Origin of the sequence: Niastella koreensis GR20-10 (assembly GCF_000246855.1) — a bacterium.
GTDB lineage: Bacteria > Bacteroidota > Bacteroidia > Chitinophagales > Chitinophagaceae > Niastella > Niastella koreensis.
Map to the genome: position 1 here is coordinate 5,342,792 of NC_016609.1, position 26,206 is coordinate 5,368,997.

A 26,206-nucleotide genomic window follows, 5' to 3' on the forward strand; every position below is an offset into this window, starting at 1 on the left:
TCGCGTTAAAAGGCTGTGAAGGGGGTATTACCTGCAGGTTAAATCAGCCAGGTTTTACGGTGAATCGAGCCTCCCCCGGCTCTCCGCCAGCTTGCGGAAGGGGGAGTTTGGCAACCTCGCGATTAAATTCAACTTGTCAACCTGTCAACTTTCTTTCCTTTATCAACTCTGTCAACCCTGTCAACGCTGTCAACTTCCTGGTTAACTTGTCAACTCAATCAACTCTATTTCTGAATAAGACCGGCAATAATATTTATGATGAGCGCGACAATGGTAGTATTAAATAAAAATGAAATAAGGCCATGTACCAATACCAGGCGCCTGATAATGCCAGACGATACCGTTACATCGGAGACCTGGAAAGTCATCCCGATCACAAAGGAAAAGTAAGCGAAATCAAAATAATCGGGCCGCTTCTCATTGGGAAAATCCAAACCGCCCCTGTGCTCTTTATCAACTTCATCTTCCTTTTTGCCGGAATAAAAAAGGTGGGCATAACGGATAGTAAAAATAGTATGGATCAATACCCAGGAGCAGGTGACTGAAGAAATGAAAAGCACCATATGATAGTAATAGCCTTTTTGCCCCGGAGTAGGCAATGCGCGTAACAGTAATACAATGGCCACCAGGCTTACGAATGAGGCCACCAGCAGGATAAAAAAGGTGAGCAGCCGGCTGAGATCCTGATTTTTTGCTATGATGGTTATTTCCTGTGGATGGGCAGTAGACATAATAGACCAGGATATAACCAGGTCTATGAGGCAAAAGCAAACCCAGGCACTCATAAACTGAACCGGGATAGTGTCGCCCCGCATAAGAAAAAAAACAACTATTGCCACTGCCAGTGAAATAATCAACTTGAAAATAGACGGCAGCTTATGAAGATTGTGGATCAATTTGCTTTCGTTCATGTAACAAATGTAAGGAAAGTCTGAACTGGGATTTATGGGATGGGTTAGATAGCCGAAGCAAAAAAGGTAAGCCGTCCGCCAGCTGGCGGATGACTCACCTTTTTATTCGTTAATGCGTTTATTATTTATGACTGTGGCAATCCATAGCCGTTGGAGACTTTCCCTTTTGAATTACTGATCGTTTCGGTTGGAATTGGCCAGTAGTACCTGGGCGGGTCATTGGGGCTGGTCACTCCCGACAAAATATTCCGGTCGTAGGCGGCAATAGTAGCGGCAGAGCTGGTTAAATTAATACCCCAATTGGTTTTTGTATACCCCTGGGTTACCAGGGTAGCTGCAGTGGTTGCATCTATATTTGTAAATAAGCCTACTATGGCCAGGTTATGCGCGGTACCTTTTACATATTGAGTGTAATTATATTGACCCCGCCAGCCTGGGTAAAGCTCCGGCCGGGTGCTGTCGGTCACATCATAAGTCAATGGGTTGGCCAGGGTAACCATTTTTGTATAAATATAGTTGGCGATCGTATTACCATTTGGGAATGTATGGTAGCCCTGGCTTTTGAGATCGTTGATCATGGTAGTCATGTCTGCGCGAACCGCCAATGCTTTTTCATCATACTTGCCCGAACGGATCATATCCCAGCGGCGGGTTCCTTCACCCAACAGTTCCAGTTTACGTTCCTGCATTACGGCTTCTTTCAAGGCATCGCCGGTTAACCCGCTTATGTTATGGTTGGTATTGCCAAACGCCCGTTGTCTGATCTGGTTCACTAACGTAATGGCGGCCGCACTTTGGCCTAACTCCGCTTTCACTTCAGCCGATAGCAGGATCACATCGGCCATCCGCAGGATCGGCCAGTCCATACCCGAGTTTCTTTGAGCCGACTGGTAGGGCGGGCTCATCCGGTTCTCGTCCCACTTGTTGGTGGCAATGCCGCCGGTGCTTTTATTGCCCGGGGTAAACGACAATATTTTTTCATTTCCATCGCCATTGCTTCCGGTAACGGTTACACTGGCATCCCGTCTTTTATCGCCATTTTCAAATTCGCCGTAGTAAACAGTGGGAATGATCCGCAACGCGCCAAACGTTTTTGTTGGAGCGGCATTGGCGCTGCCACCATCTGATGGCCGGCCAAATGCATAAGGATATTCGCTGGTGGTTGCCTGTACCCCGCCCTGGATGTTGCCCAGTTGGAACAAAGACTCCGGACTCACTGCCCTGTCTGCAAAATACTGGAAATGCTTTTGAAAGGGATTGTTCGATGTCGCTCTTCCGTCGGTAGTAATTAAACCTGAAGAACCTTTATTGTCCATAGCGGCCTGCAAATACTGATCGGCTATATTGTAATAAGTGAGGTAATCCGTACGCCGGGCATATACACAGCCATATTGTTCAGCACCTTTTTTTGTAAATGCCACATTTCCATATAAACCATCCACATCGGTACGAATGGTTTGATAGCCGCCTGAAAACAGCGCCAGTTCCCCAATCAGGGCGTCGCAGAATGTTCTCGACATCCGTTCGGCATTTATTCCCCCCTCGCCTATTTTGTACATCAGGGGTTCAACACTTTTAAGATCAGCGATCAGGCTATCGTAGATAGCAAACCGGGAAGTCAAAGTATAGTCCGCAACAGTGGTGTTTTCGTAACCATAAGGAACGTCGCCAAAATGTTTTATCAGATCAAAATAACACATTGCCTTTATAGTCATAGCCTCGCCGTACAGCTGCGTCCAGTCGGTAGCTTTACCGCCTGCCACGTCTGCCTGATAAGCTGCCTTTGCCTTAATAAGGCCGGCGACTTTGGCTGCACGGGCCAATGTGGCATACAAACCATTAAATCCACCGGAAACAGCGTTTATAGGTAACTGGTCAGACCTGCCAATGGCATTCAGGTTATTACTGGAACCATCCTCGGGATACATTTCGGCATCCGAACCAATGGGATCGTTCCATCTGTAAGTTCCCATAATACAATTCTGCCGGTAGTTGGCATAACACCACGAAAGCGTTTTAAAAGTTTCAGATGGCGAGGTGGTTACAAAAGCATCGTCTACATTGGAAGGAGAAGAGGTATCCAACCAACTTTTTTTGCATTGGGTAAACGCAATGCACAACGTAACTGGTAATATATAGATTAATAACTTTTTCATTTTTGCGCTTTTAATGGTTAGAAACTAAGATTTACACCAACAACATATGAACGTGGCCGGGGGTATGCGCCAAAATCAAATCCAACAGTGGGATAGATAGCGCTGTTGTGGTTAGGATCTACGTTTACTTCAGGATCGAGCCCGGAATAGCTGGTAAGTGTAAACACATTATAGATGCTGCCATAAATACGCAGATTACTGATCTTCGCTTTAGACACGATAGATTTGGGCAGGGTGTACCCCAGCATCAGGGTGTTCAAACGTAAAAATGAACCGTCCTCGATACCCAGTGTGGAGGTAACGCCTACCTCATTATAAGCCAATGGTAATTTAGCATTGGCGTTGGCGGCATTCAACTGATCGGGGGTAGTGAGTTTTACCAGTTGTCCGTTCTGCACATCGTATATTTTATAAGCGTCTTTAAGTATTGCCAGGTGGTTTTCATAAACGCCAGCCTCTTTGGGACCATATAACGAAGCCAGTTTATTGGCGTTATAGATCTGGTTGCCATAGCTCCAGTTAAAGTACATGCCCAGATCAAAACCTTTATACGAAGCGCTTATATTGAACCCGCCGGTATGAATGGGAGTCATATTCCCAATAACAGCTACATCGTTCCCATCAATAACACCGTTACTATCCAGGTCCCTGAATTTTGGCAAACCGGGATAGGCAGTTTGATTAGGCACACCATGCACCACACCAATGGCAGTACCATTGTTAGGAATACCCTTTTTTAAGGTATAGGTACCGTTGTTATAATCAAAATCATTAGTTGTATAAAAACCATCGTACCGAAGGCCACGCACCAGACCAACCGGGTGCCCCTGTTGCAGCACATAATCCAGCGCCGGATATTGTTGCGTACCAGACCAGGCGGAAGTATACAAACCGTTTACGTTGCCGGCCAGTTCATCGATATTGCTTTTATTCCAGTTGATGTTACCACCTACCGATACGTTCCAGTCTTTATTCTGGAAGACTATTGCATTCAATGACAATTCTATCCCCTTGTTACTTGTTTGCCCTATGTTGGCATATGTTTGGGTGAAACCAGTGATCCCCGGAATGGTGGCCTGCATCAGCAGGTCTTTGGTGGTGTTATGATACACATCGATAGTTCCCGACAACCTGTTTTTAAAGAAAGCGAAATCAATGCCCAGATCGCGGGTGATGGTTGTTTCCCATTTCAGGTTTGGATTGGCCCGGGTTACCGTAGCAAAATCATACGCCAGCTGACGTTGATTGTTGATAGCATATTGCAATCGCTGATCGGTAACGGTAGCCCATGATTGGGACCAAAGGCTGGCGCTGATACCATTATTACCTACCTCGCCAATGGAAGCGCGCAATTTTAAATTATCCAGCCAGCTAACATCCTTTAAAAAAGATTCATCAGACATCTTCCAGGCAAAAGCGCCGGCCGGGAAGTATCCCCAGCGATTGGTGGGTGAAAATTTGGAAGAGCCGTCGGCGCGGAACGTGAACGTAAATAAATACTTATCGAGCAGGGTATAGTTAACCCGGGTAAAATAAGAGTTGATGCGAACGGGCGTAGCTACGTTGGAAGAAATGGTATACGAACCCGATGAATCGATATTATTGATTTGTCCAAAAGCTGTTTTCTGGTCAAAATTCGAAGGATATTTGATCCCCTGAATGGCCATTCCGGTTCCACCGGAATTGTATATTTCATAGCCACCCAGCACACTAAACCGGTTGGCCTCATTTACCTGGAATTGATAATTCAGGGTATTTGACCAACGCATTTGCCAGCTGTCGTTTTTGCGATAGTCAGCATTGCCTGCAAATTTTTTATTACCGGCATCATCCAGGTAATTATTATACACAGCGCCCGACCAGTATTGACGGGTATCCCATCCCCGGTTAAAAAACAGGTCGGTATGCGCGGTAAGCCCCTTGATCACTTCCCAGTTCAACCCTGCCTGACCACGCAGTGTTTGATCCTTCGTAAGCGGAAAATAATCGCCGGCGCGCGCTGCAGGGCTGAAGTTGTCCCACAAAGCATTTTTTCCATATTGTTCAATATTACCTGTGGTCAGCGCGCCCTGATCGCCTAAAATATTACCCGAGGCAATAGGCCGGAATTTATAGGAAGTAGAGAGTACTGATCCGCTACCGTTGGTAGTACTTTCATCACCCAAACTTCTGGTATCTACAAAACGGGTATCGAGGCTAAAGGTTACATTATCAAACAACTTATGGTTTACTTTAAACGACAGGTTAGCCCGCTTCAGGTAAGAATTCACCTTCATCCCCTGTTCATCGAGGTAGTTGGCTGAAACAAAAACTTTTGTTTTTTCTGTACCTCCCGAAATGGTAAGGTCGTGGTTGCGCGAGATAGAACTGTTATAGATATCCCGTTGCGGGTCGTGGGTGGCAAGCCCTTTATAACTATCAATGCCGCCTGTATTAGTGCCGGTATTGGCGCCAAGGCCATACAATTTCTCAAATGGTGTTTGATAAGCAGCTCCGTTGGCAGCCGCATTGGCCCATACATACTGCAGATAATCGTAGGGATTCAACGCTTCCAGGTATTTTACCGGCTCATTCCATTTTTGATAGCCGCTATAACTGATGATCGTTTTGCCTGCCATTGCGCCTTTTGTGGTAACGAGAATTACCCCGTTGGCGCCTTGTGCCCCGTAAATGGCCGTAGCAGAGGCATCTTTCAGTACATCGATGCTTTTCACCTGGTCGGCAGGCACATCACTGATGTTACCCGGAACGCCATCAATAAGGATCAACGGCTGATTGCTTTGTGAGATAGAGGTTCCACCCCGTACGCGGATGGACACATCTGCACCTGGCCGGCCGTCCTGGGTAACAACATTTACCCCTGCTAATTTTCCCTGCATCGCCTGCGCAATATTGGGAACCGGTGCATCTGAGATCGCTTTTCCACTCACGGAGGCTACGGAACCGGTCAGGTCTTTCTTTTTAACCGTACCATAACCAATCACCACCACTTCATTCAGGTTGGTAGCCTCTTTGTCGAGGGTAATGCTCAGCGGCTCACCACCTTTGGCTGTCACTTGTTTTTTTACATATCCTACTAAGCTTATTTCCAGTTCAACATCGCCCGGGCGGGGCACCTGGAAGGAGAAAAATCCTTTGTCATTTGTGCGGGTTCCTGTACTGGTACCTTTCACTGTCACGGAAACATCGGCGAGACCCGAGCCCGTACCTTTTTCTGTTATCGTTCCTGACACTTTTTGTTCCTGGGCGAACAAACTGCAACTCCATAGCATCAGAACAAGCAGAAGCAACTTACATTTCATACTGCAATCGTTTTGGTTAGTTAGAGTATTTAAAAATCCTTATCAGCTCTCTTGTGCTTCGAAGAGGAGCATAAAGGGCCATTGTCAACAGGTGACTTTGTACCTGAAGGCGGCTATAATTAAGGATGCATTTATTTCGTATGGCGGGCCTGCGTAACCTATGGCCTCAACTGAATTATTAATTGTTATTCTGACGTAATTAAAGTTAGAATAACTTTACGATATCCATATAATTCAACTCGCTAATTTCAGTTGTATTGCCATAAAAACCAATTATTTCTGTAAACTCTTCGCACTATTTTATTCCGGGAACGATTGCGTAAATAAATTGTAGGAATTAACAAACAACATGCAGCAGTTGACCAGTGGACTCACACCTTGAGTTGCCTGGTAAAAATGGTTGCGTATAAACTATATACCCAATCTTTTGTCATGGGAAAGAAGGTTACTCCCCTATAAGAATAAAATGACTCCAATATTCAGGAGCATTGAATAACGGATGTTTAAGCATTTCCAATTGAGCGTTTTTAAGGGCTGAAACATAATCTGCTCCCGCAGCTACATTTGTATAAAAATGTTCCATAAGCAATTGCGTAGCCTTATCATCAACGTTCCTAACTGAGACCAATACATTTTTAACGCCGGCCACTTTAAATGCCCGCTGTATACCATAAATGCCCTGGCCCGATTTAATAGCCCCCTTAGCGGTTTCACAGGCGCTTAATACAACCAGTGAGGTTGAGGACAGATCCATTCCCATCACTTCATACGCAGTAAGAATATTGTCGTTTAAGCTGGTTTTATTCACCAGCAAATCTCCTAACACCAATCCGCTTCTCAGGTATGGATTATCCTTTATTACATACGCCTGCCCCGTTGTTTCCGATTCGGGTAAATAAAAACCATGAGAAGCAATATGGATGATATCGGCGTTTATTTCTTTTTTTAATACCTCCTCCGAGCATTTCTTTTCTGAGTACAATCCGGCCTTCCAGCCTTTTGCCTTCAGGATCTCCGCAGCCCGCTCAATTTCAATTTTAGTGTATGGTAACGGACTGCAGTTATCGATACCGGTATTTGCAAAAATATGGTTCGTTAAATGGCTGGCTGGTGATGTTATGCTTTTTGTATAAACAGGATTGCCGAAGAATACCGCTTTTTTATTTTTACCTGCCTGCACCGGCGCCGCTATCCCCCCGATCGAGTTCACGTACATAAACGTTTTATCGTTCAGGAGATACTTATCGTTTGCATCTTTTAACGCGTAAAAATTCAACAGGTTAAAAACGCCATCAGGATGTACATAGACTTTTTTATAGCCTTGCATACGCTTTATAAAAGGCGCCAGCATTACTGACAACTTATCGTACCTGGCCGTGCTTATAAACTGTTCCAGGTCTGCAACATTCTCTACAAAAAAATATTCTATCTTATTTCCACTGTTCTTATCAACCAGCACCAGGGCATAAGTCGGTTCGGTATACACGTACCTGTTGTTTCCTGATCGTTGAAAAAGCCTTATATCAACAAAGCATTCCCCTTCTTTCAGTTTTGTTTGAACCCGCTTATAGGTATATTTCATTCTCAGATCAAGCAGCGCATTTGAATCATGTGCATTATTAGCCTGCAGGTTTTCAACCAGCAAACTTCTTTTCCAGTCCAGGATCATATACACAGAATCGATATAAGCCTGGTCAGTAGAGGCGGTATATAAAAGCGAATCATAAGCCCTTCTGGCCGTTTGATAATCCGTTAAATATTCCTTATCAATGGGCGTCTTTATCTGGGTGAGCGCCTGGTTATAGTGCAACTGCATGGCAAGGATCAGGTTTTTTTGAAATAGCTGGTCGGCAAGCCCCTTTAATACCATTTTGTCGCCTTTAAGCTTATACCGCTTATAATGCTCGTTCAAAATATGGTTATTCTGCGCATACAGATCTTCGAGGTTTCTGTTTTGCTGCTTCTCTACCGTACCGGAAAGCCGGTAAAAGGTAGCGGTTGGATCACGGATGTAGATGTGCTGGTAAAAGAGATCAGCCGAATCGCTTTTACCCAAATCATTAAGCACATCCCCGTAGATCTCAAAAACACTGCCCCCAAAAGGCGGACTAAATGTACTGTCATGAAACTGTGCGTATACATGCGGTCTCATCAATTCATACCCTTTGCTGCCGTTTGACCGTTTATATTCAATAGTACCTAATGTAAACAGGGCATTCTCATAAAAAAAAGATCTTACGCCATACACTTTGGCAAACTCGTCCAATGCAAGCCGGCAATACCTGGATGCCGAATCCAGAGAACCTGCTCCTTTGTATCTGAAATAAAACCGCGCAATTTCATGGTATTGATGCACCGCAAACTCTCCCCACCGCTCCTTTGCTTTTTTTTCCAGGTTCAGACCCTTCATATGATACGATAAACTTAATTGAGGATCCTGAGCTTCGTATTCCATGGCCAGTTCGCGATACAACATTTTCTTGGAATTAAAAGAATTTTCATCCACCATGGTGTCTCTTACTGCGGCATCTGCTTTTTTTAAAAACTCAACAGCCAGTTCATTTTCACCTGATGATCTGTAGAAATAATACCACTCCAACGAATACTCAATATAAAATTTTTCACTATCGGTGAGCAGTGCTGGTTTTGCCTTAAAAATGTTATTCGCCAGGTATAACAGCACCTGAAAGTTTTCAGCTCTCCATCCCGCCTTCTTATAAGCCTGCAGTTTTGTATTAAGCAGGAAATCTACGTATTGTACAGATAAGGTATCATATACTTCCCGGCAAAGCCCTTCCGCCCTGTGTAGATATTCCCAAAGCCGGTCTTCCTGATTATTATTTGTAATATATAACGATACAAGCTGGCTGATAAAATGATATTGCTTTTCTTTTTGCTGACTGTAATTCGCATCTATTGCCGGCTTAAAATATTCCAGTACGTCAATAGCCTCCTGATAATCTTTTATGGAAACCATTTGCGCATATAAAGTCAGCATAGACGGAAAAGCATCATCATACACAGGGTATTGTTCCCTGAGTTGTATGGCCATGCGATAATATGCTATGGCCGAATCGCGGCCGCCGGCTTTGCGGTAGATATCTCCCTTCTGACAATACATCAAAGAGAGAAAGCCGGCCTGATCGGTTTTTGAAACCCCTGTTACATTTTTTCCGATTTTAACTGCCTTTTCAATAAGGGCCATGGTGCTTTTAAATTCCTCACCGGTTGGCGCCGGGGAGGAGATCAGGCCAAAATAAACCGTATATAGCTGGATATCGTTTGCGTATTGAAATGAACTGGTACCCAATACTTTTGCACTTAGTTCCATTACCTCCCGGCGCCCAGGAAAATATTCTTTAAACAGCAAAGAATTTGTATAGACATTCATCTGGAATATCTGCCAGTATTGATCTAAATAATACCGCTTCAGTTCCAGATACTCCGCCGATTGCCTTCCATACTGCTGCTGCACTTTATCCAATTCACTTTTCAGATAATTCACCACCTCGCCATTCGTCTTAAACTTCATTAAATTACCCTCGATCGTAGTCAGATTGATCCCCGACTGCTGAGCGTTAAGCCCATCCAGGAAGAACACCGTCGGCATGATCCACAGCAAAAATGAGATTCTAATCATAAGGAATTTCTTTATAACTGATACGCCAGTTAATTGTTGGGAATTGAACCAGCAAACATTTTCCATTATTTACCCAAAACGCAGCATTCGCTGAACGGGTTTGTGATCCTGTAAATTTTTCAACCACTACCAGGGCCATTAACCTGGCCCTGCGCATCTCCACGGTCAATAGTTTACTATTACCAATAACCGCCTGCCCTACCTTTAAAGAATCACTTACAGGAGATAAAGCACCTGGCGGATTATACGTTGCAGGTACAGGCAACGAAACATCGCAGGTGTCGGTTCTTACCCCCACTTTATCATGCACCCATTCATCTTTCCACTTTTCTATTTGAGCAAAACGATTCTCCCCTGCCATCAAAAAACCAAGGAGTTCATAATTATATTCATACAAATCATTCTTCAGCTTACTTAAAGGCAGCAGCAGCCGTTTGGCTTCTTTGTTGTTTCCCATATGGTAAAGCGAAATGGCCTTTATAAGCTGGAGATCGGTATTTTCAAAATCATGTGTATGCTGCACGTCATGCACAACTCCCAATGCCGCCTGATAGTTGCCCCGCAGGTCGTACAAACAGGCCAGGTTTAAATAAGACGGCAAATATTGTTCATCAAATGAAATGGCTTTCTCAAATGCGCGTCTGGCCTCCTGTAACAGCTCATTATATTTTTTCTCCCGATTTACCGTATCAATACCCCTGTCGTGCTGCGGGTAAATTCTGCTTGAAGGATCAACATCTACCGGGTAGATAAAGTTTATGGTTCCGGCAGGCTGATAATATTGCGCCTGTAAAAATTTGCATACGCCATAATTGTTGTAAATCTCCCGCCCGGGAAAGTAACTGATAAGATACTCAAAACAATTTGCGGCTTCCTCGTAATGCTTCAGGCTTTTCAGTACAATACCTGCCTCAAACACCGGCACCAACGTTTTGATCTTTTCCGACTGAACATGATTGAGCTCTTTTCTTTCTTTTTTAGTCGGGTAGCCAGCCAGTACTTCGGGTAATTTATAAAGCTGGTAAATTTGGTCGAGTAATTTATCAAAGATGTCAAACCCCTGGTAACCGGCCAGGGCGGCGTAATACAAACTGTAACTGTCGGCAATCGATTCCTTCTCGATCTTTGACACTTTAGATACAGCGTTCAACGTTTTACCAAGATTTGTATTCCGAAGCGCCCATGCATAATCGCTGCACCAGTTATGATCGCTGTAATAATGGGCCAGCTCATGGCCAAGTACAATCGCCAGCGCATTGGAAGAGTCTTTTGCCCAACTCCGGCACAGGTTGATCAACACTTCGTCAATTTCAACTGTCGCGGCGGGATAGGCGAGATACTGTGCTATGACCCCGGGTGATTTCCTGGGTACTATTTTCAGGACGGGTGCAGCTTTGCTGCTTCCATAGGCATCGGTAAGACGGCTAAACACCTCACGTACGAACGGATATTTTTCAAGAGGTACCTGCGCAATCAATGGGGAATGGAGAAATAATAAAACAAGTAATGGAAGACAACGAACGAACATTGCTGGAATTTTGAAAGGCATCAGAATCAACGGTATTCCGGCAGGTTTTATTTTATAAAGTAGGCTGCTTAATAGAATAATGACCTAAATCAAGTATTTTTTTTCCTTTTGAATACAGAAAATATTGTAGTAAAAACGGCCCCAACAATTACACACAATCGTTGGGGCCGTATAATTAATTGGCAATCATAACAATAACCGACAACCTATCACAATTTCACGGTCGTCAATTATAAAGCTCACTTCATCAATCGCACATAAAAGATCCGGGGGGTATTTGAATTGTCAACAGCAGATAATTTTATTTCTGCATCCCCGGCCGCAGCAACAAGCGTATTACGGGTAACCGGATAATCAATAGTAAAAAACTCCTCCCCTTTTTGAACCGTCGAGCGTTTCTTTTTGAAAAAGATTTTTCACCTTTTACGCTTATTACCTGCAATCCTCATTAGCACCCCATTTACACCTGGTTGAGGCCAGGTTCACACCATTATAAAAATAAATGTATTTTACAGGTTATGAAATATACCCTAACCCTCCTTTTGGCAGTAGCAGCACTGTTTGGCCATTCGCAAACAATACAGGTTCCTGGTGGACATACATTTGACAAAAAATATCTAAAGAACGGCTCCTACGACATGACACTTTTCATGGAAAGGGAAGGGAAAATGGAAGAAGCCTTTTTATTTACCTTCAGTGTAACCTATACCGGCAAGATCCTGTCGGTATACACCAGTATGGTCATGCTGGCAGACACCACAAGCCGTTCAACAGATACCAGCATCTCGGATGGCAATACATTCAAACCAATTTATCGTTCTTCAAATAGTGCCTTCCATAAAATGGTATTGAATTATGGTAAAAATGTGAGCGGGTATTATTACAATAAAGAAAGCAAAAAGAAATATTTCATAAAAGAGCAAGGCAGCGCTTTTTTCGACAACTATGCATACCCATACCTGTTGGCCCTATTACCGTTTACCACCGGTTACACTACCGAAATGGCCATATTCGATTTCAAACCTGAAAATTCCAGGAATATCAAGACGGCCCATATAAATGAAGTAACAAGCGAAGTGTATGTAAGTGAGCATTCCGGTGAGCACAAGGTATGGCGGGTAAATGTATATGAAGATGTTCCCGCCAATAATTTCGTGTATTATTTTGATCAGGAAACGCGCCGGATATGGAAGATCGATTTCGAGATGCATGATACACACATGGTGTTTATAGCAAAGGAAGGATAGGTAATTACCGCGAGTACCGCCGTCTCACCCAAAAAGTATACATTTGATACTTATGCCATCAATAACAATAATAGGACCCGGGTCAGTTGGCGGAACAGTTGCAGCCTGGCTTGCCCGGGATAAAACTAATACCATCCGTATTTGCGCAAGAACGGCCTTTGACGAACTGATCGTAGAAACACCGCATGGTACACTTACGGTAAAGCCTGAGATTTTCACCTCGCCGGAACAGGTGGAGGCGACCGACTGGGTGCTTATTGCCACCAAAACATATGATGTTGCACCCACTGCCCAATGGCTGCAGCGGCTGGTAGCGCCAAACACTATTGTCGCCATCTTGCAGAATGGCGTGGAGCATATGGAGCGATTCATGCCCTATGTACCTGCAGCGCAATTGCTGCCTGTTGTAGTAAACCTTCCTGCGCAAAGAAAGGGCCCGGGCCAGATCTGGCAAACCGGTAATGGAGAACTCACCGTGCCCGACACTGATAACGGAAAAAAGTTTGTTAAGCTCTTCGAAAAAACGCAGCTGGCAGCACGCACAACACCCGATTTTTTATCCCATGCCTGGGCCAAGCTGGCATTAAACAGCACAGGTGCTATACCCGCGCTTACCCTGCAACCATTAAATTTACGGAAGCATGAAGATCTGATAGAAATATCACGGTTATTGATACGTGAATGTATGGCAGTTGCAAAGGCGGAAGGCGCCAACCTGGACGAGATGCTGGAAGATAAAATAATAAATGGTTACCGGGATAACCCATCCAACTCCATCAACTCCCTGCATGCAGACCGCCTTGCCGGGCGGCCCATGGAAACAGATGCCAGAAACGGAGCCATTGTACGGATAGGAAAAAAGCATGGTATTGCCACGCCAATGAATCAACTCATTACCATCCTACTAAACGCAACGAATGATGAATAGGAAACGATGGATCATTATTTTTCAACGAACCGCTTAAAACAAAGACCACTTTCCACCTGCAGCTGTTTTCTTTGCGCCTGCAGGCCTTAGATTATAAGTAAATGTTGCCAAAAAATACTGCGCCAGCACATCTCCCTTAGAAAAGAATGCTGTATTTTGATTAGGCGACATGTACACATTTTTCCCCCGGTTCAATATATCATTTGCACTTATCCTCAATACTGCTCTTTCATCTTTAAAGAAAGTAAAATTTACTGCTGCATTCCATAGATATATCTTTTTCAATGTGGGATCATCAAACATATTGTTGGTAATTAAACGCAATCTTGTATCAAAAATTACATGTTTTATATAACGGACTATTACTTCTGTACCGATTGTTTGGCTATATGTTTTGATATCTTCAAAACCAGCATTACTATTCTTTACAAACCGGTAACTAAAGGAGTATTCCTGGTTAAGTTCCAACTTATCATCCCAATTAAATCCAATGCCACTCCAGAAATTACAATTCAATCTGTTTTGTAGGCTTCGTACTCCATTATAATAAAAATAATTTCGAACATATTCGGTCCAGGTACCAAAATTCCAGGGAATCATAAAATTCTTCGAATTCCTTTTATTCTGGTACAAACCAAAATTAGTCGCAACACGTTTATACCCATTTGCATTTACGGGGTATATTGTTTGTATGCCACTCTGATCCAACGCAATGCTATCTACTATCACATTTTTCGATTGCGAAGCTTCAAACCATGACCATACACCCAAAGTACTTTTAGGGCTATAAGTGTTCAATGTAATACGTACCCTATCCTGCAACGCCGGTTGAAGATTAGGATTACCCAACCTTGTCATATAAGGGTTGCTATTGTTCAATACCGGTATCAGGTTGCTGTAATAAGGCAACACAACATCCCGGTTATACGACAGCGATAATTTCTTATATACAAAATCAAACTGTGGAAGAACATTATGCTGCTCCTGTGAAATTGACTGATTTAATGAGTATATATTGTTATCAAATCTTTGCGATTGATAACGTATGCCTGGCCGGAAAGTAAAGTCTTTATACCTGTATTCAATTCCCCCGGAAACGCTATACTTGTTGCTTTCCCTGCTAAACCTCCTGCTCAGATCTTTGATAGGGCTACTTGTGTTATTTGCAAACGTGCCTACCTTGTCATCCATTTTTTCGTAATCGTAGCGTGCACCTAGTCTAAAGAAAAAGTTTTTGATCAGAGGTTCGCTGTAATTTCCGGCCACGTTAGCCGTCCACGTTGGCACCCATTCATTACGCAATTGACGGTAAACGGTATCTTTACCAACAGGTTGCTGGTATGAAATGCGAGCATTAGTATAGTCATCTCTGTCTCTTTCGCTCCATCCCATGTATTGCGTAATATTCAATCGTCGCCCTTTTTTACTTTTGGATAGTTTGGTGAACATTATATTATGACTATACATGTTGGTTTTCAGATCACCTATACTATTTACAATACCGTTGTTTAAGTCTCCAAGAAAATTATTGACGCCACTTCTTGCATCATTTTTTTCAGATTTGGTTCCGGATATTACATAGTTTAAGCCAATGTTGAAGTTTATTGTAGAGTCGGGCTTTAAATTTGCCCCGGCTCCAAACACATGCGAATTACCGATCTCGGAATAGTACTGTTTTGAAAAATTACTTATTACAGTATCTTCTTTATAGATCTCGGTTCTGTTCTCATTTTCCACGTCCGTATGAACACGCCCATAAAAATATTGACCGTAGATAGATTGTTTATTGCTGGGCGAATGGTTGATGTTAATGCCCACGCCATCACTTTTTGTTATACCACCGTTCCGTGATTCTCCTCCAAAATTGATATCATTGATACTGAAGGAGGAACCGAAATTACTGGTATTGTTGTTATTGTTAGAGTTACCTCCCATCGTCTCGATTGAACGGCTGATACCCATTGTTTGCCGCATATCAGTTACGCTAAACCCGGGGCGGTTAAGGTTATTGGAATAGCCCATTACACTTACCTGCAGTGTGTCCCTAAAAATATTTGCTATAGCTCCCATTTCATACCGGCCACCCTGCGGCCCGCCACCGCCACCGGCATAGGCTTTACCGAACATGCTTTTCTTAATCCCCTTTTTTAAAGTAAGATTGATCACCTTGCCTACGTTGTTCGCATTATCATCTCCATTACGCAACATCTCTTCTTTATCATCTGTTACCTGCACTTTATCGATCACCTGCGACGGCAAATTACGGCTAGCCATCTTTGGGTCATCACCAAAAAATGTTTTCCCATCAACCAATATCCTGTTAACAGGTTTCCCATTAACCATGATATTTCCATCTTTATCTACCTGTACCCCAGGTAATTTTTTTAAAAGATCTTCTACCAGCGCATTGGGTAATGTTTTAAAAGCAGATGCATTAAATTCAACTGTATCCTTTTTAATTATAACCGGTGGCCGTTCTGCATATACAACCACTTCTTGCATTGCTACGGAAGCGGGCGACATGTAAACAGTACCGAGGTCTAAAACAGGCTGATCGCTTCTAACAGTAAATTCTTTCCTGTACCCAATGTAGCCACTATACGAAACTACCACCCTGCATTTCACATCAAAGGGTAACCCAGGAATTTTGAAATCACCTTCAGGGTTACTTAGCCTGTAAGTGATTATGGCGGTATCAGATGCTTTAAAAACAGTTACGGTAGCTAAACTCAGAGGCATTTTTGCTATACTGTCTATTAATTTTCCCTTAAGTGTTGCCTGCGAAAAGGATGTTGTGCATATGGCTATACACATAAAAAGCAATAAAATGATTTTCATTTTCTAATTCAGTTGTTTAACGGCTATACTATCTCTTCACACCGCGGTAGCATGCAAATAACGAATACCGTTATAGAGACAAGGCGATATGATATATGTTGCATGATAATTCAGATATTTATAACTGGGCGACCCGAAGTTAATACACGTGAATAGCCTTTTTAGGGGAAAATAAAATGCCTGGCAATTGCCAGGCATTTTGCATCTATCATAAAATCTTACATTTTGCATTACAGCAATTGTTGACTTTATTATATAATATATGTTATTTAAGTCGTTGAATTTGAATTAAAGCGTTGAGGAAGTTATGTAAATGACCTGAGCGACTATATTGCGCAGCTTAGTTGATGCACATTGTTTTGAACCAAACGGCCCTGCTTTCCTGCTAAGCTTGTAATTATCCAGCCAGGTCGGTAGGTGCGTACCCAAAATGTTTTTTGAAAGCATAGGAAAAGTGCGATAAGTTTTCAAAACCAACTTCGTAGTAAACGTCAATTGGTTTCTTTTTCATTTCAACAAACTGATAGTGTGCCAATTCCAATCGCTTTTGCGTAAGCCAACGCTGAGGTGTAGTGTTGAATATTTTACTAAAATCCCGTTTGAAAGTTGTTAAGCTACGACCGGTTAGATAACCGAATTTTTCTAATGGCAGATTGAACATAAAGTTCTTTTCCATATAGTCTGCCAGATCTATTTTCCCGGGTTCTTCGAAGTTCGCCAACACGTTGTCTATCCCCTTGTCTATAGCCCTGAGAATACTGATAGCTTCTGTAATTTTCAAGGATGCAATATTCTCGGGAATCTCTTTCATTTCGAAGTACGGGATCAGGGACGCCAAACAACTTTCAAGCAGGGGATGGTGGTTGAATGTATATATTTTCTGCGATTCCGAGGCTTTAGGTTTTACAGGCAGGTTGACGTAAAATTCGCTGAGCCTTTTGGTTGACAAGTGCATCACCACGGTTTTATGGGGCTGCCCGTCTTTGGGATAATTTATGATCGTTGCCAGTTGATTTCTGGGTATCAAAAATATATCGCCTTTTTTAAAAATGTAAGTCGCATCTGCCTGTACGATCTTAGTCTCGCCCGAAATAAACCAAATGAGCATATGATGGTCGAACATAATATCCGATTTAAAAAACTTATCTTCGTAACAAGACAGTTTAATATCCTCGGTTATATATTTTGCCTGATATTCCATATCTTATTTTTTTGATAGTCCTTTCTTCAGACTGGTAATTAGGAATACAAAAATAGAAATAATCATGATATTCATTTATATGGATTGACCGCCATCAACCAGGAAATTTGCCCCTGTAATAAATGAAGATTCGTCACCCGATAAATAAGTTATCAAACCGGCTACTTCATTGGCCTTCCCTAATCTTGATAATGGGATACTGCCAATGAGTTGTTCCTCAAGAGTAGCATCCAGTCCAATTTTATTCATGATTTCCGTAGCAATAGGCCCGGGGCTAACTGCATTCACACGAATTTTACGGGAAGCCAATTCAAGCGCTGCAATTTTCATAACGGCATTGATGGCAGATTTACTTGCTGCATATACCGATGCGCTTTGAGGGGAAATGGTTGCGGATGTTGACGATAAAAATATCACCGATGCGTTATCATTTAAAACGGGAATAAATTTACTTAATGTAAAATAAGCCCCTTTGAAATTTACATTCATTATTTCGTCAAACATATTTTCAGTCATCGACTCAATGGAGGCCAATTTTGTAATGCCTGCATTGATGAGTAAAATATCTACTTTGCCAAATTGCGCTTTCACTTCCGATACCAGCATGTCAATGTCAGACAAGCTGGATTGGTCAGCCACCACTCCACTTACATGGAGTGTTGAGGCTGCCTTTTCAATCGCTTCTTTTCTTCTACCGGTGATGATGACCATTGCGCCTTTTTCGATAAGCGCTTTTGCGGTAGCATACCCGATGCCACTGTTGCCACCGGTAATAACCGCTACTTTATTTTTTAAATCATTCATTTTAGTTTTTTAAAAGTTGATTAAATAATGCGGAAAGTAATGCCGGTCATTTCTTCGCTCAATGCCCATAAGCGTTTGGCACTTGCTTTATCTAATGAATAAGGATTTACGCCAGTAGGCATGGAAGTGTCGGCAGTCAATTCGGCAACGTCTGCATCTTCGCAGTACACTCCTCCTATATTATTCAATAAAGCGCTGGTGGCACACCAAACCGTTGTGGCTGCACCCTGAGGGATCGTTTTTAACGAGGCGGCCACTTCTGGTAAAAGATTGCCTTCCGCATCGCAAAAACCCATTTTTTGAAACAGTTCCAACGGGGCCTCTCTTCCTAATTCAGTTCCGCCAATAGAACCCGGGTGCAATGAATATGCTCTTACATTATAGGCTTTGGCAAGATTGTCTAATTCAAGCGCAAATAAATTGGTGGCAGTTTTTGATTGGCCATACGCCTGCAGGGTTTCGTATTCCCGGTTGAGAAAATTAGGGTCCTCAAAATTGAAAGGGGCGAATTGATGTCCGTGTGAAGATACATTGATCACTCTTGCGCCACCGGCTTTTTTGAGTGCATTCCAAAGCCGGGCGGTTAATTGAAATTGTGCTAAATAATTGGTGGCTAACTGTGATTCAATGCCACGACTGTCTTTACGCAATGGCACCCACATAATACCTGCATTATTGATAAGTAAATGAAGGGGGCGACCCGAAGCCAAAAACTTTTCGGCAAATGCGTCGATAGATGCTGGATCCATCAGATCCATGGGTTCAATTTCCACATTGGCAACAGATGCCAGATTCTTCTTTGCTTTTGCTGTATCTCTTGCAGGCACAATGACCGTTGCCCCTGCGGCAGCCAGCGTTTTTGTCGTTTCTAAACCAATGCCTGTGTTCCCCCCTGTTACAATGGCAATTTTTCCTGAAAGGTCAATGCCTTTGATCACATCACTTGTTGTTGAGGTTGCGTTGAAGCCTGATCCTGTTGAATGCTGTAATGCTCCGTTGTAATTTGTTTGTTCCATTTTTAAAATTTTTAATTGTCTTTGATGGAACAAAAATAGCGCAGCTGTTTTGGGGTAGCTTTGTTTAAACGTCCGAATATGCTTTGTTTAAAAGGCCAGGCTACGGCCAGGTAGTATACGCTTTCAAAAAAAGGTATTCTGTGAGCGGTAGTATTTGGATTTGAAGAGGGGGTAATTTTAATAATTTGAATAGACGTCCTTCATTCAAAAAAACCGGCATCGTAAGCCGTTTTTTTTCGATACTGACCTGAAAACTGTCCATCCCTTTGCGATTATCATCCATTTTAATACTGCGGGATTAGTGTCAGTTTTGTAGGATAAAAATCTAAAAATGACACAACGACACCCTCTTCCTCCATTTACCGTTGAGACCGCCCTGCAAAAGGTCCAAATGGCCGAAGATGCCTGGAAGGAATTTGACGAAAATGAACCACAGCCTGACAATACATCGCCAAAACCGGTAGTTATCGCAGATGAATGCGGTGACAGCTTGTGGGATGAAGTGCTGCAACAGGAATCAAAATCCTGTTCGACAGCAGCGAAACAGCCTTCGTCAAAAGATTAACCATTAAAAAAGAAATCAGCATGGCAGAGAATTTTGCGAGCCTGGCTTTTACAGACACCGTTAAAGAACTGCAGGCAAAATATGGTAGCCGCTCCAGCTACGCAAGAATGGAAAGAAGCACGTATGTAGACGGTCTTACAAAAAATGAAGTCGATTTCATTGAGCAAAGGGATAGTTTTTATCTGGCAAGTATTGGAGAAAACCATTTTCCTTACATTCAGCATCGCGGCGGCCCCAAAGGATTCTTAAAAGTATTGGACCCGCAAAGCATTGGATGCATCGATTTTCGCGGTAATATGCAGTATATTTCTGTCGGCAATATAATGACTAATAATAACGTGTCTTTGATAATGGTGGATTATCCGTCAAAGGCGAGGCTGAAAGTACTGGCAAAAGCTGAAATCGTAGAGATAAAGGATGCCCCCGCTTTGTATGAATCTTTATCCCCGGGCGGCTATAAATTTAGCCCCGAACGGATAATGGTTTTTCACGTCGAAGCTTATGATTGGAATTGCCAGCAGCATATTACCCCACGATACACGTTGGATGATGTACAGGCTGCTTTCAGCAAACAGAAAGCGTATATTGATGACCTTGAATCAAAGATTAAACAACTACAGCAAAAGTTAAGAGAGAAGGAAGCATTGTAAAACAAGCAAAGAATAGAAACATGCTTAACCAATCAGCTTTTACGCTTATAAATCCTCAAAACGGCAACCTTGCCTTTAAGCTTTTTCACTTTACGGACAACAGTCATTTCGACCATATACAGCGCAACAATTACTTTTCCCTCATATGGATTAAACAAGGCAGCGGAACAATAACCGCTGATTTCACTGAACATATATTCGAAGCCAACAGCTTGTTTGCATTTGCTCCATATCAGCCTTATATGTTCAACACAAAGGTCAGCCTTTCAGGGATCGCTATACTTTTTCACCCTGAGTTCTTTTGCATCTTTAAGCACCATAAAGAAGTGTCTGCCAATGGCGTACTGTTTAACAATATTTACAACCCGCCTTTTGTACATATTGATGAGCATACGACAGCTACATTAGAAATGATTTGCGGGCAGATTGAAACAGAAATGCAAAATACCGAACTGGCCCAGCACGAATTACTGGTATCATATCTCAAAATATTTTTGATCACCGCAGCCAGGCTCAAGGCACAACAACAACCGGATTCACACATTGCAATTAATGATCAAAAAGAGCCTCCCTTTATCCTGCAAAGACTAAAGGACGCAATTGAACAAAATTTTAAGACCAAGCATTCCCCTGCAGAATATGCGGAAATGCTCTATATAACACCTAAAGCATTAGCTAAAATCACCAAAAGGCATTTTAATAAAACGCTTAGCAGTTTAATCAATGAACGGATCATCATTGAAGCTAAAAGGGAATTATACCTCTCCGATAAAACGGTGAAGGAAATTGCTTACGAACTCGGTTACGAAGATGAATATTATTTTAGCCGCTTTTTTAAAGTCAATGCAGATGTGTCTCCGCAACTATACAGGGAAACGGTAGGTTATGCAAAGTCCATAAACTGAACATAGGAAATGAAAACCCGTCTATGTCCGCGTAATCCCGTACAAATTCATCTAAGGACATACACCCCAGCATTTGCTCATGATCTCGAAGCAACTAGTTTTTTGGTTTCCTCTTTTTTCGTAAGCTTAACCCACTGTGGAAAAAACAAGAGGCTGTCTTCTATATTGAATCCCAGGCCTCGAGTATTAAATTTCAATATTGCATCAACTTTCGGATTGGTAAAAGTGAATTACTCCGGCAGCGTATATTCCATTTCGTAAAAATGCTTCTTCTCTTTTATGATGATGTTCAATTTACCAGCTATGCCGGTCAATTCATCTGTTCCCGAATCTGGCACAATAATAACATTCAGCATGGGTTCCCCTTTATTCATAGTTGCATTATGTTGTAAGATAAAAGAACCCATTCTGCCATTTATAGTCGCCTCTACACGTTCGATCGCTACATAACCAGCAGATGCAGGAACTGCTGTTTTCGCACTAAGCATCTGCCCCTTGCTGGTTCCTGTTATATCGCCATGAAAAACCTTGTCGATGGTTAATCGCCCTAAAAGCGGAACATCCCGTTCTTCTGCCTGAGGAATAAGTTTAACCTCAAATTCACCTTTTGCGAAGTGTGTCATTAAATTATTTTTGTTTCGTCAAATATAAATAAATAGGGCCAAAACAAATGTGTTCGTTATTGGTGGTATTTTATCAAAAAACAAAACAGGCAGGAATGCAACACGTCATTGCATTCCCACCTGTTTTGTAAGCCTAAACCTATATTAGCTGATACCTGTGACTATTAAGCCGATTTAATAAATTCCAGAATATCTTTATTTATTGTAGCGGCCTCAGTTGTTGGCATTCCATGTGGAAATCCGGGGTAGGTAATTAATTTTCCTTTCTTAAGAAGTTTTATAGCTTTTAAAGCAGTAATGTTTACAGGTACTATTTGATCATCTTCACCATGAAGTACCAATACCGGGATGTCAACGTTTTTTAAATCTTCGGTAAAATTGGTTTCTGAAAACGCCTTTACGCATTCGTAATGGGCAAGTATACTACCCATCATCCCCTGGCGCCACCAATTATCACGAATACCCTGTTTTTCAACCGCCCCCGCACGGTTGTAGCCATAAAATGGAATAGAAAAATCCCTAAAATATTGTTGTCGTTGTGTTGCCGTCATCATACGGATCTCATCAAAAACACTCAAAGGTATTCCATCCGGGTTATTGGCGCCCTGAACCATAACAGGCGTTACGGCACTTATTAAAACGGCTTTTGCCACCCTGCCTTTTCCATATTTATTTACATAATGGATAACTTCCCCTCCGCCGGTTGAATGCCCCACATGTATGGCATTTTTCAGGTCTAATGCTTCTACCAGTTGTGCCACATCGGAAGCATAGGTTTCCATCTCATGGCCGGTGAAAGTTTGTGTAGAACGCCCATGCCCTCTGCGGTCGTGCGCAATTACCCGGTACCCGTGTTGCAGGAAAAACATCATTTGCGAATCCCAATCGTCGCCTGACAGCGGCCAGCCATGATGAAATACAATAGGCTGACCTGTTCCCCAATCTTTATAATACAGATCAGTGCCGTCTTTTAATTTTAAATAGCTCATTTTTTTGATTTTAACTGTTAATATTAACTATCCAGTCGATTCTGGCAAACTATGAATTATAAACCACCTTCCGGAGTAGTGATGTTTGAAATAATGAGATTAATTTATAAATTCAAAATTAACTTAATCAAGTTATTGTTGAAAATCTCTTCAACTATCTTTTTGGAAGTTACAGGCTCTTGTAGTGGATGTTGTTGAAAAATGCCTTTATACAGATCTTCAACTGTCTCTGCAATTGAAACCGCTTTCTGTCCCGATAGTTCATAGATTTTTTCCTTGTGCCGGATATTGAATATTAAATTGTTTGGATCAACTACGCCCGCTTCAATATATCCTTTTGTTTTCTTAGAACACCTGCAAGGGTTTTCTTTATTCACCAAACCACAGCGTTCATTCATCCAATTATAAAGGTCTTTTCTTGCTCTCATCAGTCGAATACGAAAATTCCCTGCTGAGATCCCTACAATCTCAGCGCCTAAATTATGATCAATCTCAAACATTTCTCCAAGAATGTAAATTATCCTTTGCTCCCTATCCAAACAAAGTAACATGCCCGCGGTACAACTAATCCTTATTTCCTCAATAGTATCTGTTAGTTCGTTTTGTTCTATGGCGGTTAATTCTTCCATTGGCACTTTGTCGATAGAATTAAAATAAGTCTCAAAGTCAATTGTTTGTAATTCTGCTTTACTTTTTTTTGCATTTAAAAAATGATTCACTGTTATTCTATACAACCAGGTCCTGAATTTACTTTTCCCTTCAAATTTTGCCAGGGCTGTTATCGCTTTGATAAAAACTTCCTGTGTTAAATCTTCTGCATCTTCTACACTCCTGGTCATTTTCAATGCAAGATTATAAATGAACAATTGATGTCTCTGAATAAGATTTTGCAAAGCTTTCTTATCTCCACCAATTGCCAGTTTTACCAGGTCACTATCTACCTGGTCAGTATAATTCAGTTGAAAAGCATTGTCCATATTTGTGAAATAAAACCAACTGCAAATCAAAAATTTGCAGTTGGTGAACTTACAAATTAAATTTGATTAATACCACCATCAACGGCTATCTCCTGCCCTGTGATATAGGAAGCATCGTCAGAAGCAAGAAATAAAACAGCTTTTGCAACTTCTTCCGGTTGCCCAAATCTTTTTAATGCAACCTGATTTGTAATTACGTCTGCAGCTCCTTGCAAAATATCATCAGGCAATCCAATTTTACCCCAAAATGGTGTTCCAATTGGTCCCGGACTAACTGCATTCACTCTAATGCCCTGTGCTGAAAGTTCTGCACCCGCTACTCTAACAACGGAACGAAGAGCCGCTTTACTGGCACTTAATAAACTACTTCCACCAAATCCAATTTCATTAAGCCAGGAGGTTGTTATTATAACAGAAGCTTTGGGGTTTAAATGTGCAATGGCTTTTTGCAACGAGAAATAAGCACCTTTGAAGTTTACGCTAATCATTTCATCGAAGAACGTTTCTGCTGTATCCGCAATGGGGGCTAATTTTCCCTGACCTACGTTTACAAAAACAATATCTATTCCGCCAAATTTTGATTTAGTTTCGGTGTATAACCTTTCTAAGTCTGAAAGCTTGGTAACATCTCCTTGAATAGCATAACTCATAGAACCAAGTTCTTTTGCAGCTTCGTCAAGAGCCTGCTTGCTTCGTCCAAAAATTACCACTTTTGCACCATTGGCAATAAATTCTTTGGCTGTTGCTAAACCAATTCCACTACTCCCGCCAGTTATCACGGCTACTTTTCCTTTTAATTTGTCCATTATAAACTGATGTTTAATAGTAACTTCATTGTTACCACTATTTGGACAACAGAAAACTATCCGTGTTACAAAAGTCTGTAAAATTCCCGGGGGCCAGTCTCTTAAGGTTTCCGCCAAGATCATTGTGATAAATTTCCCCAAGCTTGCCCTTCAGCCTTTTGCGCTTCCTGACATCCGGGTTCTACGAACGAAAGCGGATGATCGTTTTTCCCTTGCTCCGTTTGGTTGGATTGAAGGCCGCAACTGCTTCATCCATGGTAGCTATCGTGCCGATGTTTGGCCGCAGCCGACCGTCGCGCACCCACTGAACGATCTCACTCAATTGTGCGCGATCGGGTACTACCACGAAGTCGATAGTCAATCCGTTAGCAGGCCGCACATCTGTAGGACCGGCGATGGTTACCAGTGTTCCCCCGGCACGGATCAATTCCGCAGACTGTTTCGTAACATCGCCGCCGAACACATCAAAAACCAGGTCAACTCCGCCCACCTTTTTCAGCTTGTCTTTATCGAGGTCTACATACTCCTGTGCACCGAAGTCGAGCGCCGCCTTACGGCCGTCGGCACGCCCGGTGCCGATAACGTATGCGCCGGCTGCCCGTGCCAGTTGCACCGCCATTGACCCAACTATGCCGGCTGCACCATGCACGAGAACTGTTTGCCCCGCCTGAAGCCGGCCATGATCGAACAGCCCCTGCCAGGCAGTTAAGCCCGGCATCACAATGGCCGCTCCCACGGTAAAATCAACGTCACCCGGCAGCGGCGCCAGGTTGCGCGCTTCAACAGCTATATATTCGGCCAGCGCGCCGTCGCGGGTCCAGTCTGTGAGGCCGAACACGCGTTGTCCTACCGACAATCCCGTTGTTCCATAACCGAGCGCGGTGACTACTCCCGCCAGTTCGTGACCGGGGATCGATGGCGTGCGGTCACGGTTTTGCCGGTCGACCCAGGTGGATGGCCACGACAACTCATCCCCAGTTATACATGACGCGTACACCTGAACGATAACGTCGCCTATGGCTGGCTGTGGCTCGGGCCGTTCCGCCAGTTTCATCCCGGCTGTTCCTGCGGCCTGGTCAGTTACAACGATCGCTTTCATAACAAACCTCCTGATTTTTAA

At 42.7% G+C, this 26,206-nt stretch carries 19 protein-coding genes; 5 read left to right on the plus strand and 14 right to left on the minus strand.

Annotated features, from left to right (window positions below):
• Positions 1-224 precede the first annotated feature (224 nt).
• The 5 genes from NIAKO_RS20890 to NIAKO_RS20910 form a co-directional block, all read right to left on the minus strand.
• Complete coding sequence (locus NIAKO_RS20890) at positions 225-911, minus strand: DUF1345 domain-containing protein (protein WP_014220440.1); 687 nt, start codon at positions 909-911, stop codon at positions 225-227.
• 125 nt (positions 912-1,036) lie between these two features.
• Entirely contained in the window at positions 1,037-3,067 is a 2,031-nt protein-coding gene (locus NIAKO_RS20895) for a RagB/SusD family nutrient uptake outer membrane protein (RefSeq protein WP_014220441.1), read from the minus strand.
• A 17-nt stretch (positions 3,068-3,084) separates the two neighbouring features.
• The gene (locus NIAKO_RS20900; RefSeq protein ID WP_014220442.1) at positions 3,085-6,369 is read right to left on the minus strand and encodes a SusC/RagA family TonB-linked outer membrane protein; all 3,285 of its coding nucleotides are present in this window, start codon (positions 6,367-6,369) and stop codon (positions 3,085-3,087) included.
• A gap of 445 nt (positions 6,370-6,814) precedes the next feature.
• Complete coding sequence (locus tag NIAKO_RS20905) at positions 6,815-10,009, minus strand: CHAT domain-containing protein (RefSeq protein ID WP_014220443.1); 3,195 nt, start codon at positions 10,007-10,009, stop codon at positions 6,815-6,817.
• Positions 10,002-11,537: a M48 family metalloprotease gene (locus NIAKO_RS20910; RefSeq protein ID WP_014220444.1), complete on the minus strand. Its 1,536-nt coding sequence runs from the start codon at positions 11,535-11,537 to the stop codon at positions 10,002-10,004. Before NIAKO_RS20910 ends, NIAKO_RS20905 begins: the two co-directional genes overlap by 8 nt.
• 518 nt (positions 11,538-12,055) lie before the next feature.
• Between NIAKO_RS20910 and NIAKO_RS20915 the strand changes: the two genes are divergently transcribed.
• Both NIAKO_RS20915 and NIAKO_RS20920 read left to right on the plus strand, forming a co-directional pair.
• A complete protein-coding gene (locus tag NIAKO_RS20915; RefSeq protein ID WP_014220445.1) occupies positions 12,056-12,784 on the plus strand; it encodes a DUF3108 domain-containing protein in 729 nt (242 codons plus the stop codon).
• A gap of 52 nt (positions 12,785-12,836) precedes the next feature.
• Positions 12,837-13,712, plus strand: a complete 876-nt coding sequence (locus tag NIAKO_RS20920; protein WP_014220446.1) for a 2-dehydropantoate 2-reductase — start codon at positions 12,837-12,839, stop codon at positions 13,710-13,712.
• A gap of 33 nt (positions 13,713-13,745) precedes the next feature.
• Here the strand turns inward: NIAKO_RS20920 and NIAKO_RS20925 are convergent, their stop codons facing one another.
• From NIAKO_RS20925 to NIAKO_RS20940, 4 genes are all read right to left on the minus strand, one after another.
• The gene (locus tag NIAKO_RS20925; protein ID WP_165761242.1) at positions 13,746-16,451 is read right to left on the minus strand and encodes an outer membrane beta-barrel protein; all 2,706 of its coding nucleotides are present in this window, start codon (positions 16,449-16,451) and stop codon (positions 13,746-13,748) included.
• 496 nt (positions 16,452-16,947) lie between these two features.
• Positions 16,948-17,751 (minus strand): AraC family transcriptional regulator, encoded by an 804-nt coding sequence (locus NIAKO_RS20930; RefSeq protein WP_014220448.1) that lies wholly within the window; start codon positions 17,749-17,751, stop codon positions 16,948-16,950.
• Between the two features lie 75 nt (positions 17,752-17,826).
• On the minus strand, positions 17,827-18,555 hold the full coding sequence (locus NIAKO_RS20935; RefSeq protein ID WP_014220449.1) for an SDR family NAD(P)-dependent oxidoreductase: 729 nt from the start codon (positions 18,553-18,555) through the stop codon (positions 17,827-17,829).
• 20 nt (positions 18,556-18,575) lie between these two features.
• Entirely contained in the window at positions 18,576-19,571 is a 996-nt protein-coding gene (locus NIAKO_RS20940) for an SDR family NAD(P)-dependent oxidoreductase (protein WP_014220450.1), read from the minus strand.
• 331 nt (positions 19,572-19,902) lie between these two features.
• Here NIAKO_RS20940 and NIAKO_RS39160 point away from each other — a divergent pair, with 331 nt between their 5' ends.
• Genes NIAKO_RS39160 through NIAKO_RS20955 form a run of 3 tightly spaced genes read left to right on the plus strand, consistent with a single transcriptional unit; the run spans position 19,903 to position 21,691 of the window.
• Entirely contained in the window at positions 19,903-20,136 is a 234-nt protein-coding gene (locus tag NIAKO_RS39160; RefSeq protein WP_014220452.1) for a hypothetical protein, read from the plus strand.
• Positions 20,137-20,156: 20 nt separating this feature from the next.
• Complete coding sequence (locus NIAKO_RS20950; RefSeq protein ID WP_014220453.1) at positions 20,157-20,786, plus strand: pyridoxamine 5'-phosphate oxidase family protein; 630 nt, start codon at positions 20,157-20,159, stop codon at positions 20,784-20,786.
• 20 nt (positions 20,787-20,806) lie between these two features.
• Entirely contained in the window at positions 20,807-21,691 is an 885-nt protein-coding gene (locus NIAKO_RS20955; RefSeq protein WP_014220454.1) for a helix-turn-helix domain-containing protein, read from the plus strand.
• 230 nt (positions 21,692-21,921) lie between these two features.
• Here the strand turns inward: NIAKO_RS20955 and NIAKO_RS20960 are convergent, their stop codons facing one another.
• The 5 genes from NIAKO_RS20960 to NIAKO_RS20980 all read right to left on the minus strand — a co-directional run bounded on the left by NIAKO_RS20960 (position 21,922) and on the right by NIAKO_RS20980 (position 26,185).
• Positions 21,922-22,314: a DUF3224 domain-containing protein gene (locus NIAKO_RS20960; protein WP_014220455.1), complete on the minus strand. Its 393-nt coding sequence runs from the start codon at positions 22,312-22,314 to the stop codon at positions 21,922-21,924.
• Positions 22,315-22,478: 164 nt separating this feature from the next.
• A complete protein-coding gene (locus NIAKO_RS20965) occupies positions 22,479-23,303 on the minus strand; it encodes an alpha/beta fold hydrolase (RefSeq protein WP_014220456.1) in 825 nt (274 codons plus the stop codon).
• 104 nt (positions 23,304-23,407) lie between these two features.
• A complete protein-coding gene (locus NIAKO_RS20970) occupies positions 23,408-24,280 on the minus strand; it encodes an RNA polymerase sigma factor (RefSeq protein ID WP_014220457.1) in 873 nt (290 codons plus the stop codon).
• Positions 24,281-24,336: 56 nt separating this feature from the next.
• Positions 24,337-25,086 carry an SDR family oxidoreductase gene (locus NIAKO_RS20975; protein WP_014220458.1) on the minus strand — a complete coding sequence of 250 codons (750 nt, stop codon included), beginning with the start codon at positions 25,084-25,086 and terminating at the stop codon, positions 24,337-24,339.
• A 181-nt stretch (positions 25,087-25,267) separates the two neighbouring features.
• Entirely contained in the window at positions 25,268-26,185 is a 918-nt protein-coding gene (locus NIAKO_RS20980) for an NADP-dependent oxidoreductase (protein WP_014220459.1), read from the minus strand.
• Positions 26,186-26,206 lie beyond the last annotated feature (21 nt).